At 73.0% G+C, this 15104-nt stretch carries 14 protein-coding genes; 2 read left to right on the forward strand and 12 right to left on the reverse strand.

The features are described from left to right. Positions 1–15: 15 nt before the first annotated feature. Both HL054_RS09155 and purU read right to left on the reverse strand, forming a co-directional pair. The gene (locus tag HL054_RS09155; RefSeq protein WP_369138622.1) at positions 16–1164 is read right to left on the reverse strand and encodes a 3-deoxy-7-phosphoheptulonate synthase; all 1149 of its coding nucleotides are present in this window, start codon (positions 1162–1164) and stop codon (positions 16–18) included. Positions 1165–1313: 149 nt separating this feature from the next. Continuing rightward, positions 1314–2186, reverse strand: coding sequence for a formyltetrahydrofolate deformylase (gene purU, locus HL054_RS09160; protein ID WP_369138623.1), 873 nt, complete (start codon positions 2184–2186; stop codon positions 1314–1316). Positions 2187–2501: 315 nt separating this feature from the next. Here purU and HL054_RS09165 point away from each other — a divergent pair, with 315 nt between their 5' ends. Then, positions 2502–3131 (forward strand): putative quinol monooxygenase, encoded by a 630-nt coding sequence (locus tag HL054_RS09165; protein WP_369138624.1) that lies wholly within the window; start codon positions 2502–2504, stop codon positions 3129–3131. A gap of 45 nt (positions 3132–3176) precedes the next feature. Here HL054_RS09165 and HL054_RS09170 read toward each other — a convergent pair whose 3' ends face one another. From HL054_RS09170 to HL054_RS09215, 10 genes are all read right to left on the reverse strand, one after another. Beyond that, a complete protein-coding gene (locus HL054_RS09170; RefSeq protein ID WP_369138625.1) occupies positions 3177–3959 on the reverse strand; it encodes an NAD(P)-dependent oxidoreductase in 783 nt (260 codons plus the stop codon). After that, entirely contained in the window at positions 3956–4912 is a 957-nt protein-coding gene (locus tag HL054_RS09175) for a VOC family protein (RefSeq protein WP_369138626.1), read from the reverse strand. The genes HL054_RS09170 and HL054_RS09175 overlap by 4 nt, the downstream gene beginning before the upstream one ends. A gap of 90 nt (positions 4913–5002) precedes the next feature. Continuing rightward, positions 5003–6079 (reverse strand): 4-oxalomesaconate tautomerase, encoded by a 1077-nt coding sequence (locus HL054_RS09180; protein WP_369138627.1) that lies wholly within the window; start codon positions 6077–6079, stop codon positions 5003–5005. Then, entirely contained in the window at positions 6076–6771 is a 696-nt protein-coding gene (locus HL054_RS09185) for a GntR family transcriptional regulator (protein WP_369138628.1), read from the reverse strand. Before HL054_RS09185 ends, HL054_RS09180 begins: the two co-directional genes overlap by 4 nt. A 124-nt stretch (positions 6772–6895) precedes the next feature. Further along, positions 6896–8152, reverse strand: a complete 1257-nt coding sequence (locus HL054_RS09190) for an ABC transporter substrate-binding protein (protein WP_369138629.1) — start codon at positions 8150–8152, stop codon at positions 6896–6898. Continuing rightward, a complete protein-coding gene (locus HL054_RS09195) occupies positions 8149–9234 on the reverse strand; it encodes a branched-chain amino acid ABC transporter permease (RefSeq protein ID WP_369138630.1) in 1086 nt (361 codons plus the stop codon). Before HL054_RS09195 ends, HL054_RS09190 begins: the two co-directional genes overlap by 4 nt. After that, on the reverse strand, positions 9234–10115 hold the full coding sequence (locus HL054_RS09200) for a branched-chain amino acid ABC transporter permease (RefSeq protein ID WP_369138631.1): 882 nt from the start codon (positions 10113–10115) through the stop codon (positions 9234–9236). The genes HL054_RS09195 and HL054_RS09200 overlap by 1 nt, the downstream gene beginning before the upstream one ends. Before the next feature lie 2 nt (positions 10116–10117). After that, entirely contained in the window at positions 10118–10828 is a 711-nt protein-coding gene (locus HL054_RS09205; protein ID WP_369138633.1) for an ABC transporter ATP-binding protein, read from the reverse strand. Then, the gene (locus tag HL054_RS09210) at positions 10815–11597 is read right to left on the reverse strand and encodes an ABC transporter ATP-binding protein (protein ID WP_369138634.1); all 783 of its coding nucleotides are present in this window, start codon (positions 11595–11597) and stop codon (positions 10815–10817) included. The genes HL054_RS09205 and HL054_RS09210 overlap by 14 nt, the downstream gene beginning before the upstream one ends. A 223-nt stretch (positions 11598–11820) precedes the next feature. Next, positions 11821–13041, reverse strand: coding sequence for an MFS transporter (locus HL054_RS09215; RefSeq protein WP_369138635.1), 1221 nt, complete (start codon positions 13039–13041; stop codon positions 11821–11823). A gap of 545 nt (positions 13042–13586) precedes the next feature. Here HL054_RS09215 and ligM point away from each other — a divergent pair. Next, complete coding sequence (gene ligM / locus HL054_RS09220) at positions 13587–14987, forward strand: vanillate/3-O-methylgallate O-demethylase (RefSeq protein ID WP_369138636.1); 1401 nt, start codon at positions 13587–13589, stop codon at positions 14985–14987. Positions 14988–15104: the final 117 nt, after the last annotated feature.

Here is a 15104-nt window from a genome sequence, read left to right on the forward strand (position 1 = left end):
CCCCGGGGGCGGCGCTCAGGCCGAGCGCCGCTCCCGGACCGCCGCGGCCAGCTCGGCCAGCAGCGCCTCGGTCGTGGGCAGGTCGACGCAGGCGTCGGTGACGCTCTTGCCGTACTCCAGCGCCTCCGGGTGCCGCTGGTCGAGGTCCTGCCGGCCCGCGACGAGGTTGCTCTCCAGCATCACGCCGCGGAGGGCCCGCTCGCCCCCGGCGACCTGGCCGGCGAGGTCGCGCACGACGCCGGCCTGGCGGCGGTGGTCCTTCTGGCTGTTGCCGTGCGAGGCGTCGACCACGACCACCTGGGGCAGCCCGCGGGCGGCCAGCGCCCGCTTCAGCTCGGCGACGTGCGCGGCGGAGTGGTTGGGGCCGTCCTTGGTGCCGCGCAGGATGACGTGACCGGTGTCGTTGCCGGTGGTGGACAGCTGGGCGCTGACCCCGTGGCCGTCGACGCCGAGGAACTCGTGCGGTGCCCGGGCGGTCACCACCGCCTGGATCGCGGTGTCCACGCCGCCCTCCGGCGAGTTCTTGAACCCGACGACGGAGGAGAACCCGGAGACCCGCTCGCGGGCGGTCTGGTCGGTGACGTTGCGGGCGCCCACGCCGTTGTAGGTGACCAGCCCGTCGACGTACTGCGGCGTGAGCGCGTTCAGCGGCTCGGCCGCCACCGGCACCCCGAGGGCGGTGATCGCGGCCATCAGCATCCGGGTGGCGACGAGGCCGACGCTGATCCGGCTGGACCCGTCCAGGAACGGGTCGTAGGCGAAGCCCTTCCAGTCGACCTCGGTCCGCGGCTTCTCCGTGTAGGTGCGCATCAGGAGCTCGAGGTCCGCGCCGTGCCGCTCGCGCATCCGGGCGAGGAAGGCGGCGTACTCCAGCGCGGCGGCCGGGTCGTGCACCGAGCAGGGGCCGGCGATGACCACCAGCCGGTCGTCCCGGCCGGCCAGCACGTCGGTGACGGCGCGGCGGGCCGCCGTGGTGGTGGCGACCGACGCCGGCGACAGCGGGACGGCCGCCGCGACCGCCGCCGGGGTGACGACGACGCTGAGGCCGGTGATCCGGGCGTTGACCAGCCCGGTCAGGTCGGGCGCGCCGGTGCGCGGCACCCCGAGCCGGTCCTGCACGCCGGGCAGCAGCTCGGCCAGCGTCCGGTCGATCTGCGCGTTCACCCGGGTCTGGACGTCCAGCAGCTCCTCGGTGATCCGGGTCGCGGTCTCCAGGACCTGGTCAGCCGGGATGGTGTGCCTCCTGCGTCGTCACCGGCGGGACGCCGGCGGGCAGCACCCGCTGCCCGCCGGGGAGCCAACCACAGGCCGGCTCACTCGAAGACGACGGTCCGGCTCCCGCGGACGACGACGCGGTTCTCGGTGTGCCAGCGGACGGCGTGGGCCAGTGCACGGGTCTCCGCCTCGCGGCCGCGGGCGGCGAGCTGCTCGGGGCTCAGCGCGTGGTCCACCCGGAGCATCTCCTGCTCGATGATCGGGCCCTCGTCGAGGTCGGCGGTGACGTAGTGCGCCGTCGCCCCGATGAACTTCACGCCGCGGGCGTGCGCCTGGTGGTACGGGCGGGCGCCCTTGAAGCTGGGCAGCATCGAGTGGTGGATGTTGATCGCCCGGCCGGCCAGCTCGCGGCACAGCCCGTCGGACAGGATCTGCATGTAGCGGGCGAGCACCACGAGCTCGACCCGCTCGGCGCGGACGATCTCCAGCAGCGCCGCCTCGGCCTCGGGCTTGGTGTCCTTGGTGACCGGGACGTGGCGGAACGGGATGCCGTAGAAGTCGGCGATCCCCTTCAGGTCGGGGTGGTTGGACACGATCGCGACGACGTCGATGTTCAGCTCGCCGACGGAGTTGCGGAACAGCAGGTCGTTGAGGCAGTGGGCGTACTGGCTGACCATGATCAGCACCCGCTGCCGCTCGGCCGCGTCGGCCAGGCGCCACTCCATGTCGAAGCGCCCGGCGATCTCGCCGAACGCCGAGCGCAGCGCGTCGAGGTCCAGCGGGGCGCCGTCGACGCGCGCGAACTCCACGCGCATGAAGAACATCCCGGTCACCGGGCTGTCGAACTGGTGGCTCTCCACGATGGTGCACTTCTCCTGCACCAGCAGGCCGGACACCGCGTGGACGATGCCGGGGGCATCCTGGCAGCTCAACACCAGGACTCCGTGCTGAGCGTCGGCAGGCCGCGTCATCGCGACTCCCCTTCCGGTTCGGTGCCCGAGGCCGTCGCCGGCCCCGGCAGGGTGGTGCCGCCGTCCCCGTGGTCCGACGACTGTTCAGTGCACGTGCCGTTCGTGAACCTACGCAGCCCGGCACCCGGACGGATACCGCAGATGTCCCCACCGCAGCTGCACCGAGTGTGACCCAGGCCGCGACAATCGACGTAGACGGGAAGGGCAGCCCGCCGGTTGCCGGTGGCCCGGGCGGGCGGCAGGGTGTGCCGAGCGCCACAGGCGTGCCCTGCCGCCGAGCCCTGCCGCACCAGCCCTGCCGCACCAGGAGGACGAATGACCCCGATGCACGCCCGCTCGACCACGCTGCACGGCGACCCGGGGTCGGTGGCCGCGGCGACGGCCTTCGTGCGCGACGAGGTGATGCCCGCCGTCCGCGACATGCCCGGCTGCGTCGGCCTGTCGATGCTGGCCGACGGCGGGTCGGGCCGCTGCATCGTCACCACCTCCTGGCAGGACGAGGACGCGATGCGGGCCAGCCGGGAGGGCGTCGCGGCCTACGCCGCGCGCACCGCCGACGTGCTCGGCGGCGAGCCGCAGCTCGAGGAGTGGGAGATCGCCGCGATGCACCGCGTGCTGGAGTCCCAGCAGGCGGCCCGCTCCCGGGTCACCTGGCTGCGCACCGAGCCCGACGCCGTGCACCGCGCCGTGGACGCCGTCCGGCTGTCGCTGATGCCCAAGCTCGACGACCTGCCCGGCTTCTGCAGCGTCAGCATCATGGTGCGGCGCGCGGAGGGCCTCGCCGTGGCGGCCATCTCCTACGACAGCCAGGCGCACGCGGAGGCGGCGGCCGAGGGCGCGCGCGAGTTCCGCGACGCCTTCGCGCCGACGATGGGCATCGAGGTCGTCGACACCGCCGAGTTCGACGTGCCGATCGCGCACCTGCGGGTCCCCGAGACGATCTGACGCCTGCCCCCGGCCCGGCGCAGCGCCGGGCCGGGGGCAGGTCGGTCAGGCCGGCGCGGCCGGCTGGTCGCGCAGCTCCACGAGCAGGTCGCGGGCCGCGGCAGCCACCCGGGACGGCACGCCGAGCTCCTGCAGCTGCTCGGTGGCCGCCGTCATCTCGTCGGCCCGCCGCCGGGCGTGCGTGGCCGTCCCCTCGACCAGCCGGTCGACCGTGCGCTCGTCGAAGCCGGCCAGCTCGGCGGCGATGTTGCCGCGCAGCCAGTCGGCGCAGCCGGCCGCCTCGGCGCCGCGCAGCGCCTCCACGACGGCCGCGGCCAGCCCCTTGTAGAAGACGCTGCGCAGCAGCTTGCGGGAGATGGCGGTCCCCACCGGCCCGGGCTGCACCTGCACGTCGGCGCCCAGCTCGGCCAGCAGCCCCGCGTACCGCTCCGCTGCCCCGCCGGACACCAGCATCGGCGTGCGCAGCCCCTTGCCGGGGACCGGTGACATCAGCGCCACGTCGACCACGTCGACGCCGTGCCCGGCGGCGAGCTCGGCCAGGCCCGCCTTGAGCCCGGGGCTGGCCGTGTTCAGGTCGGCCCACAGCGTGCCGGGGCGCAGCCCGGCCAGCGCCGCCTGCAGCGCCGGCCGGGCGTCGTGCGAGCTGTTGACGCTCAGCACCAGGTCGGCGTCGGCGACCGCCGCCGCCTCGTCGTCCCGGGGCTGGACGCCGTCCACCCGGATGCCCTTCGGGTCGTAGCCGCGGACGTCGGCCCCGGCGGCGACCAGGTCACCGGCGAGCAGCGACCCGGCCTCCCCCAGGCCGAGCACGGCGACCCGGGTGCTCACGCCTGCTGCTCCCCCACCGGTGGCGTGCCGTGGGTGTGGAACGTCGAGATGGTCTGCAGGCCCCAGGCCTGGCCCTTGGCCCGCTCGGCCGCCGACCAGTCGATCGGCTTCCAGTCCGGCGCCATGACCAGCCGGGCGCCGGGGTTGTCCAGCTCGATCCGGTTGCCCGCCGGGTCCCAGATGTAGAGGAAGAAGCTCTGCTGGATGGTGTGCTTGTGCGGCCCGGTCTCGATGTGGATGCCGTGCTCGAGCGCCAGGTCGGCGGCCCGGATGACGTCGTCCCGGCTGTCCACGGCGAAGGACAGGTGGTGCAGCCGGCCGGCGGTGCCGGTGTTGTCCCGCGTCCAGACCGCGTCGTAGCCCTTGTTGGTGAACGTGGTCCAACTGCCGGCCACACCGTCGTCGAGCACGATCTGCTCGGTGACCATCCCGCCGAGCACGTCGACGGCGAAGTCGCGGTTGGCGACCGGGTCCACGCCGAGGTAGTTGATGTGGTCGATCCGGCGGACGCTGACGCCGCGGCCGGGGTAGGCCTGCGCCTGGTTCTTCAGCGCCGGCTTCAGGTCGCCCTCGGGCCGGTACCACTCGGTCTCGTAGTAGACGCCCATCTCGTGGCCGTCGGGGTCGGCGAAGACGTAGACCGGGCCGTAGCCGTTGTCGCCGTCCTGCCAGCCCCGGCCCAGGCCGCTGGCCTCGATGGCGGCCACCCGGCGCTCCAGCGCCTCGGGCGTGCTGGCCCGGAAGTTGGTCCGGCCGACGCCGGGCTGCGGCGCCGCGGTGAGCTTGATGGTGGTGTTCTCGTAGTCGTCCCAGGCCCGGAGGTACACCGAGTCGCCGGAGGACCCGTTCTCGGTCATGCCGAGGTACCGCACGTAGAAGTCGAGGCACTCCTCGGGCTTGTCGGTGAGGACCTCGACGTGGGCGAGGTGGGCGATGTCGTGGAGCGGCGGCACGGTTCTCTCCTTTGAGTGGGTGGTACTTCCGGCCCTCCTGCAGGGGCCCACCGCGAGCTCGCGAGTGGTGGGGGGCAGGAGGGTCCTTCGTCAGCGCGGGAAGGCGGTCCCGTCGAAGAGCTTGCGGGCGGTGCGCACCACGCCGGAGCGCAGGACGCGCGGCGGCGTGGCGTCGGCGTCGACGACCACGTCGACGAGGAGGTGCCCGGTCGGGTGCTCGACGTCGACCTGGGAGGTACCGGCCGGCCAGTCGGCGGTCAGCTCGTGGCCGACGGCGCCGGGCAGCAGCATGCCGGTGACGACGCTGACCGCGCCCAGCACGCCGATCGAGGTGTGCGGCTGCACCGGGATGAACGACCTTGTGCTGACGTGCCCGCCGTCCCGGGGGGCGGCGACGAGCACGGTCTTGGGCACCGAGGCGCTGGAGACGTCGCCCATCCCCATCAGCTCCGCGGCCTTGCGGCGGAAGGCGTCCACCCGGGCCAGCAGCCCGGTGTCGGCGGCCAGCTGCTCGTGGGTCTCGTACCCGGTCAGCCCGAACGACGCGGCCGCGGCCAGCACCACCGGCATGCCGTTGTCGACGCAGGTGACGTCGATGCCCTCGACGGTGTCGCGCACGTGGCCGGTCGGCAGCAGGGCGCCGGTGGCCGACCCCTCGGTGTCGGCGAAGGCCAGCACGACCGGCGCCGCCGTCCCCGGGACCCCGGCGATCGCGACGTCCCCGCGGTACTCGACCCGCCCACCGGGGGTCGGGAAGGTGGCGACGGCGACGCTGTCGGAGTTGACCATCCGGATCCGCACGCTGGTCTCGGTGTCCCCGGCCGGCACCAGCCCGCGCTCGACGGCGAAGGGCCCGACGCCGGCCAGGATGTTGCCGCAGTTCTGCCGGTCGCTGACGGTGGCCTCGTCCACCCCCAGCTGCAGGAAGAGGTAGTCGACGTCGACCTCGGGGTCCGCCGACGGCGAGACGATGCCGACCTTGCTGGTCAGCGTGGTGGACCCGCCGAGCCCGTCGATCTGCCGGGGGTCGGGCGTGCCCATCAGCCGCAGCAGCAGGTCGTCGCGCTCGGCGGCGTCGGCGGGCAGGTCGCCCGCCTCGAAGTACAGCCCGCGGGAGGTGCCGCCCCGCAGCATCGTGCAGCGCACCCCGGTGTCGTCGTAGCTCACCGTTCCTCCTCGGTCGTGCTCGTGGGTCGTGCCGGTCGGCCGGGCTCGGGAGCCGGCTCGGGGGACGACTCGGACAGCGCCGCGATGACGCTGCGGAAGTGGGCGGCCGCGGCCGCCTCGGCCCGGTCCGGGTCGTGGTCGGTGATCGCCTCGACCAGCTCGGTGAGCTCGGCGAGGCTGACGCGGGGGCGCCCGGGCCGCAGCGAGAGCCGGAACTGGTGCCGGACCAGCTGCGCCTGCAGCCGCCCGACCAGGTCGGCGGCGACCGCGTGCCGGGCCGTGGTGGCCACCAGGGCGTGCAGCTGCTGGATGAGCTCGCCGTAGCGGAGCAGGTCGCCGGCGCCGACGGCGGCGGTCATCGTGCGCAAGTGCGCGCGCAGCTGGTCGGCGTCGGCGTCCGTCAGTCGTTCGGCGGCCTTGCGGGCGAGCAGCGCCTCCAGCGGCAGCCGGCACTCGGTGATCTCGACGGCCTCGGCCACCGACACCACCCGCACCCGCGCGCCCTTGTTGTGCACCCGCTCGACCAGGCCCTCCCCGGCCAGCGCGTCGATGGCCCGCCGGACGGCGCTGCGGCTGACCCCGGTCAGCGCGACGACCTCGGCCTCGACCAGGCGGTGCCCGGGGGGCAGGTCACCGCGGGAGACGGCGCCGCGGAGGAAGGCCTCTGCCGTCTCCTCCGCCGTGGACGCCATGGCGGAACGCTAGACCACCGGGCCGCGATTGCCAACAATCCTGTGGACGATCCGCGGGTGCCCCGGGGACGACGAAGGGGCGGCCCGTCCGCAGACGAACCGCCCCTCCGTGGTCACGCAGGTGTCACTCGAAGGTGGTCACCGTCTCGTAGCCGGTGCCGTTGTACTTCTGCACGACCACCGACGACACCGCAGGCTGACCGGCCTCGGTGGTGTCCACCGAGGTGTCGGGCAGCATCAGCGGGGCCTCGAAGCCGCTGATCGAGCGCAGCGCCTCCATGAAGTTCTCCCGCGTCGGCTCGGTCATCTCCGCGAACGCCTGCTCCAGGGTCGCGCCGACCATCCAGCTCCACTGGCAGTGCGGGAACGCAGGCGCGTCCGGGTAGTCGCCGTACTGCTTCAGCGCGGCCAGGTACTCCTGGACGTCCGGCTCCGACGCGGCCGGGCCGGCCGGCGCCTTGGAGAAGGCCACGGAGTAGACGCCCGGGAACGCCGCGCCGCCGCCGGGCCCGAGGACCCCGCCCGGGCTGGAGGTGTTCGAGGGCAGGAACCAGCTCGGCGACCAGTTCAGCTGCTGCGCCTTCTGCAGGGCCGAGACCGCGAGCGGGACCAGGGACATCGCGTTGAACATGATGTCGGCGTCGCTGGCGGCCAGCTCGGTCAGCTGCGCGTCGACCGACGTGTCGGTCGCCTCGTAGGTGAGCTCCTCGACGATCTCGATGTTGTCCGCACCCTCGACGGCGGACTTGAAGCCCTCGACGTAGCCCTCGCCGTAGTCGTCGTTCTGCGACAGGATCGCGACCTTGTGGTCCTGGCCCGAGCTCGCCAGCAGCTCGCCGAAGGCCTCGCCCTCGTTCTGGTAGATCGGCACGAAGCCGAGCTGCCAGGGGCTCTCGTCCGGGTCGGAGAACAGCGGGTCGCCGGTCATGATCAGGGCCTGCGGCACCTCGTCGGCGATCGCCGCGTCGCGCCAGGCGCGGTTGGTCGGCGTGCCGAGCCCCGCGGTCATCGCGAAGACGTCGTCCTTGAGCTGGTCGTAGTTGGCCTTCGCCTGCTGCGGGTCGTAGGCGTCGTCCAGGGCCTCGATCTCGACCGTCCGGGTCTTCCCGTCGCCGAACTCGATGCCGCCCTCGGCGTTCTTCGCGCCGAAGTACGCGGTGACGCCGGCGACGGTGCAGGTGCCCGGCCCGGCCGTCGACCCGCTGAGCGGGGTGGAGATGCCGAGCGTGACCGTCGAGTCGGTGATCCCGGGGCTGGCCGACCCGCCGGAGTCCCGGTCGCCGCCGTCTCCCCCGTCACGGCCGCAGGCCGAGACCGAGAGCGCGAGCGCCGACGCCACGGCGATGCCGAGCGCCCTCCGCGGTCGAGAGTGCATGTTCATGCGTGTCCTTGCCTCTCTTTTCCTGTTTCCCCCGCCGCGGCGCCCGTTCCCACGGTCGACGACGGGGTGGTCGGGGTGGTGGCCGCGGCACCGGGCCCGGCGCCGGAGCGCCGCCGGCCGCGGGTGAGCCTGCGGAGCAGCGACGCGAGGCCGCCGGGGAGCACGAACAGCACGGCCAGCAGGATCACGCCCTGCAGCAGGGCCGTGAGGCTCGAGTCGACCTGGTTCGTCAGCTCCGGGACGAGCACGTAGTACGCGCCACCGAGCAGCGACCCCACGATGCTGCCGGCACCGCCGATGACCATCGCGGCGAGCAGCTCGATGGAGTGCCCGAAGCTCATCGTCTCCGGCGACGTGTACTGGATGACGAACATGTAGAGGAAGCCGCTGATGCCGCCGATGAGCGAGGCGATGGTGAACGCCAGCACCTTGTAGCGGTACGGCGAGATGCCCATCGAGGAGGCCACGGCCTCGTTGCCCTTGACGATGGCGAACGCCCGGCCGTACTTGCCGCGGACCAGCGCGCGGGTCAGCAGGAAGACGATGCCCCCGATGACGAGGACGACGTAGAGCTGCCACTGGTCGTCGTAGAGGCCGGTCGCCTCCGGGGCGTCGGAGAACCGGGCGGACAGGCCCTGCGAGCCGCCCGTCACGTCGCTGAGCCGCTTGGCCAGCGGGACGCCGACGATGGGCAGCGCGATCGTGACCATCGCGATCGCGAGCCCGCCCAGCCGGGCCGCCGCCAGGGCGACGACCAGGCCGGCGAGGGCGGCGCCCAGGCAGGCCAGCAGGAAGACCAGCACGACGTTCCAGCCCTGCTGCACCCCGTAGCCGGTGATGTAGGCACCGAGGCCGAGGAAGAAGATCTGGCCGAGCGAGACCTGGCCGGTGTAGCCCATGACCACGTTGAGCCCGAGCACCGCGACGGCGAAGACGCCGATCCGGGCGAGGGTCTCGTTGGTGTTCTCGGTCAGGACCAGGGGCAGCACGGCGAGCACGGCCACCAGCAGCAGCGGGGCTCCCCAGCGGACCCACGGCCGCTGCCGCAGGGAGGGGGCGGAGGTGTCCATTGCACTGGCCATCAGACGCGCACCACGAGTTTCCGGCCGAACAGGCCCTGGGGTCGGACGAGCAGCACGACGAAGATCAGGATGAACGGCACGGCGACCTTGAGGTCGTAGCCGATGAACGGCACGTACACCGCGGCCAGGTTCTCCAGGACGCCGATCAGCCACGCGGCGACGACGACGCCGACCGGGCTGGTGAGCCCGCCGAGGATGACCGCCGCCAGCGCGTAGACCAGGGCGTTGTCGAGCATCCCGGGGGTCAGCGTGAGCTGCGGGGCGACCAGCGCGCCGGCGACGGCGCCGAGCGCCGCCGCCAGGCCCCAGCCGACCATCAGCAGGCGGCCGACCGGGAGCCCGGAGAAGGCCGCGGACTCCGGGTTGTTCGCGACCGCCCGCAGCGCCAGGCCGAGCTTGGTGCCGACGAACAGCGCCTGCAGCAGGACCATCACCACGATGATCACGGCCGTGGTGCCGAGCGACCGCTGGCTGACCGAGACCCCGAGGAAGGACACCGTGTCCAGGGAGAACAGCGAGGGGAACTGCTGGTTGTTGTAGGTCCACAGCCACCCCGCGACACCGGTGATCAGCGTCAGCAGACCGATCGTGACGACCACCGCGGTGTCCGGGTCGCCGCGCTCGAAGCGCCGCATCAGCCACCGCTCCACGACCGCCCCGAAGGCGATCGAGAACACGATCGACACCAGGATCGCCAGGATCAGCGGCACGTCCTTGGTGGTCAGCCACCACGCGATGTAGACCGACAGGACGGCCATGCCGCCCTGCGCGAAGTTGATCAGGCCGGTCGCCTGGTGCACCAGCACGATGGCCAGGGCGATCGCGGCGTAGACCGAGCCGGTCGACAGGCCGTCGACGACGAGCTGGACGAATGTGCCCATGGTCAACCTCCCAGGTAGGCGCGTCGGATCTCGTCCATGCCCTTGAGCTCGGCGGACGTGCCGGTGAGCACGCTCCGGCCGGTCTCCAGGACGGTGGCGCTGTCGACGAGGGTGAAGGCGAGGTTGGCGTTCTGCTCCACCACGAGCATCGCGATGCCCGAGGTCAGCCGGAGCTTGCGGATCGCGTCGTAGACGTTCCGGGCGGTGCTCGGCGCCAGGCCGAGCGACGCCTCGTCGAGCAGCAGCAGCCGCGGCTTGCTCATGATCGCCCGGCCCACGGCGAGCATCTGCTGCTCGCCGCCGGACAGCGCGGAGGCGTTGGAGGAGATCCGGTCCTGCAGGTTCGGGAACAGGTCGAGGCAGAAGTCGATGTCCTCGGCGATGCCCTTGCGGTCCTTGCGCAGGTACGCGCCGACCCGCAGGTTGTCCCGGACGCTCAGGTCACCGAGCGTGCCGCGACCCTCCGGCACGTGCGCGATGCCGAGGGCGGCGACCTGGTCGGGCCGCAGTCCGCGGATGTCCTTGCCGTCGAAGGTGACCTTGCCGCCCACCCGCACGGTGCCGCTGATCGCGCGGAGGGTGGTGGTCTTGCCGGCGCCGTTGGCACCGAGGATGCCGACCGCCCCGTTCTCCGGGACGCTCAGCGACACGCCCTCCAGCACCTGCACCGGGCCGTAGGACGCGGTGACGTCCTCGAGCTCAAGCAGCGTCATCCGCGGCGTCCTTCCCGATGTAGGCCTCGATGACCCGGGGGTCGGACTGCGCCTCGGCAGCAGTCCCCTCCATGAGCTTGCGTCCGTGGTCGAGCACGACGACGCGGTCGGTGAGCGCGGCGATGAGGCCCATGTGGTGCTCGACGATGACGACGGTGATGTCGTCCTCGGAGCGCAGCCGCCGGACCGTCGTGATGAGCTGCTCCACCTCCGCGTGCGGCAGGCCCGCGGCCGGCTCGTCGAGGAGCAGCAGCCGCGGCTTCATGAGCAGGGCGCGGCACAGCTCGACGCCCTTGTGCAGGCCGTGCGACAGCTCGTCGGCCGGCAGGTGCGCGGCCCAGCCCAGGCCGTTGCGCTCCAGCAGCTCCAGCGCCTCGGCCCGCAGGTCCCTCTCCGCGCGGCGGGTGCCCGGGGTGCGCACCGCCCACGCCAGCGGGCTGCCGGGCAGCCGGGAGTGCCCACCGAGCAGCACGTTCTCCAGGACCGTCTCGTGCAGCTGCAGCGCGGGGTGCTGGAAGGTCCGGGCCAGCCCGTGCTGGGCCAGCGTCGCCGGGCGGGCGCCCTGCACCTCGGTGCCGTCGATCCGGACCGCGCCCGCGGTCGGGGTGTAGTGCCCGCTGATGCAGTTGAACAGCGAGGTCTTGCCGGCGCCGTTGGGCCCGACGAGCCCGAAGATCTGGCCCGGTTCGACGGTGAAGCTCACCTCTTGCAGCACCTTGATGCCGCCGAACTGCAGGTCCACGTCCTGCAGCACCAGCTCAGCCGCCATCGTCCACCTCATTCCCCGTTGCCGCGTCGCACCGGTGCACCTGGCCCCGACCCGCCGCGGGAACGTATGTACGTCCGTGAGCACTGTCAACGACCCCGGCAGGACCGTTGCGCAATCGTGGTCGTCCCGGTCGGTGACCGGAGGGGCATCCTCTCCCCCGCCTCCGGGCGGCCGGTTGCCGGGTGCACCGGCGACCCGCGGGACGACCGGACGGGACGACCGGTCAGCCGATCCGCTCGCCCCGCGGCAGCACTACGGCCCCGAGCGCGATCAGCCCGGACAGGCACACCAGCAGGGTCGACTGGGCCGCGCCGGCGCCGGCCGCCGCACCGACCGCGACGACCAGCGGCGGGCCGAGCAGCTGCCCCACCCCCGACCCCTGGGTGAGCAGGCCGATGGCCGCGCCGGCCGAGCCGGACCCGGCCGACACCGCGGCCACCCCGGCGAACAGCGCCGAGGGGACCAGGCCGGCGATGAAGGAGAAGGCGATGGCCGACGCGACCCGGGGGGCCAGCGGCAGCGACGGGTCGAGCACCCCCCACACGGTCACGGCCATGCCGGCGCACCCGGCGGGGATCACCCAGCGCAGCGTCGCCCCCCGGTGCAGCAGGTAGGCCCCGAGCAGGTTGGCCGGTGCGTTGACCAGGAACACGACCGCGCCCACCAGCCCGGCGGCGCCGACGGTCAGCCCCTCGTCGGCGACCAGGGCGGCGGGGAAGAGGCCGACCACCGCCAGGTACTGCGCGGCGTACAGCGCGAAGCACCCGGTGATGACCAGGACCGACGGCGAGCGGAGCGCGCCGAGCAGCCCCTGCAGGTCCGACGGCCAGCGCGCCGCCGCGGACGACGGCACCCAGCGGAGGACGGCGCCCAGCACGGCCACCGCGACGACGGCGTCCAGGACCGACGCCCCCTCCCAGCCGACCGCGGAGATCGCCGGCGGCACCAGCAGCGCGGCCAGCCCGGCGCCCACCGGCATGTAGGCCCCCCACATGCCGGCGACCAGCCGCCTGTCCCCGGGGGTGGCCACGGTGAACAGCAGGCCCGGTGCCGCGAGGATCACCATCACCAGCCCGACGCCCTCCCCCACCCGCGCCACCAGCAGCCCGGCGAGGGAGTCGACCAGGGCGCCGCCGAGGTCGGCGAGGACGATCGCGACCAGCCCGATGCGCACCTGCCGGGCCAGGCCCAACGTCTGCCCCAGCCAGCCCAGCAGCGCCCCGGCGACCGCGCTCAGCGCGCTGACCGTGGACAGGTACCAGGCCGCGGTGGTCGAGCTCAGCCCGAACTCGTCCTGCAGCACCGGCAGCGCCGCCGACGCCCCGCCGATCTGCGCGGCGGCCACCACCCCGGCGCCCATCAGCGCCAGCACGGCGGTCCACGACGTCCGGTCCCGCGGGGCCGCGTCCGCCGGCCGTGCCCCGGGGGCGGGTCTGCGCGCCACTGTCTCGTCCCTCCGTCGCGGACCGGTCACCTCGACCGGACGGCTCCGTCCGAACTGCACCACGCCGGCCCGCCCGGCGGTCGGCTGCCACCCGGAGATACGTCAAATGACGGAGCGGACCGGACCATCCGGCGCGGTGCCCCCGGCCACAACGGCCGACGGGGGGTGACGGTTGACTGTGGGCTGGAGCACAGCGGTCCCCCTAGGCTCGAGTCGCACGCTGTGCGACGGCGACCGGACCGGCACGCCCCGGCCGCCGCGGCACACCGAACGGCAGTGCACCGGGTCCGCGCACGGGAGGGGGAACGTGTCCAGCTCGAACGCCGCTGCGACCGGTCCCACCCCCCGGGACCTCGCGGTCACGGGTGCTGCGGCCCCCGGCACGGCCTGGTGGACCGGCGTGACCGGCTTCCGGACGACGGGAACCCCGACGCCGGATCCCGGGGGTCGGGGCAGGATCCCCCTGACCGACCGATGACCGGCCAGCAGGCCACGGGCCGGGACCCCCGGCCCGCAGAAGTGACACCCGAAGAGAACGGACGGACATGACTGCCAAGAACCTCCAGCAACTCCTCGACGAGACCGGCGACACCGTCGGACTGCTCCGCAACTCGCAGCTGGGCACCTACATCTACCCGGTGGTCCCGTCCGAGTTCACCAACTGGCGTCGGGAGCAGAAGGCCTGGCAGCAGACGGCCGTGCTCTTCGACCAGACGCACCACATGTTCAACCTGTTCATGACCGGCAAGGACGCGATCAAGCTGATCTCGGACACCGGCATCAACAGCGTGGCGAACTTCCCGGTCGACATGGCCAAGCAGTTCGTCCCCGTGACCCCCGCCGGCAACGTCATCGGCGACGGCATCCTCTTCCGCCTGGCCGAGGAGGAGTACGTCTACGTCGGCCGTGCACCCGGCGCCAGCTGGCTGCAGTTCCAGGGCGAGACCGGCGGCTACGACGTCGAGATCCGGAACGACCCGCGGTCGCCGTCCCGCCCCTACGGCAAGCCGGTCACCCGTGACCTGTGGCGCTTCCAGATCCAGGGCCCCAACGCCTGGCCGATCATCGAGAAGCTCAACGGCGGCACGGTCGAGCAGCTCAAGTTCTTCCGGATGGGCGAGATGAAGATCGCCGGCGAGACCGTGCGCACCCTGCGCCACGGCATGGCCGGTGCGCCGGGCCTGGAGATCTGGGGCCCCTACGAGGGCCACGAGCGGGTCCGCGACGCCATCCTCGAGGCGGGCCAGGAGTTCGGCATCGAGCCCGTCGGCTCGCGCGCCTACTCCACCAACACCCTCGAGTCGGGCTGGATCCCCTCGCCCCTGCCGGCGATCTACACCGGCGAGGAGCTGCGCCCCTACCGCGAGTGGCTCGGCGCGGACAGCTACGAGGCGACCAACGCCATCGCCGGCAGCTTCGTGTCCGACAACATCGAGGACTACTACACCAACCCGTGGGAGCTCGGTTACGGCTCCTTCGTGAAGTTCGACCACGACTTCATCGGCCGTGAGGCCCTCGAGTCGATCGACAAGGACGCCCAGCGCCGCAAGGTCACCCTGGAGTGGAACTCCGAGGACCTGGCCAAGCTGCTGGCCTCCCCGGTCGAGGGCGCCAAGTACCAGTTCTTCGACCTGCCGAACGCCAACTACGGGTCGTCGAACTTCGACCGCGTCATCGACGCCGACGGCACGGACCTGGGTGTCTCGATGTTCACCGGCATCTCGGCCAACGAGCAGAAGGGCCTCTCGCTGGCCACCATCAGCCCCGACGTGCCGCACGGCGCCGAGGTCAAGGTGGTCTGGGGCGAGCCCGACGGCGGCAGCAAGAAGTTCACCGTCGAGCCGCACGAGCAGTTCGAGGTGCGCGCCATCGTCAGCCCGGTCCCCTACGCCACCATGGCGCGGGAGACCTACCAGGGCGGCTGGCGCACCGCCGGCAAGGCCTGACACACCAGCTCACCGGCTGTGGCCGGATGACGACGACCTCGTCATCCGGCCACAGCCGTGTCCAGGCCCTTTCCGGCAGGCGGTAGGTCAGATGTCGCGGCCCGGTCGGGACCGGAC

Source organism: Modestobacter versicolor (assembly GCF_041028285.1).
In the GTDB taxonomy this organism is placed as follows: domain Bacteria; phylum Actinomycetota; class Actinomycetes; order Mycobacteriales; family Geodermatophilaceae; genus Modestobacter; species Modestobacter versicolor_A.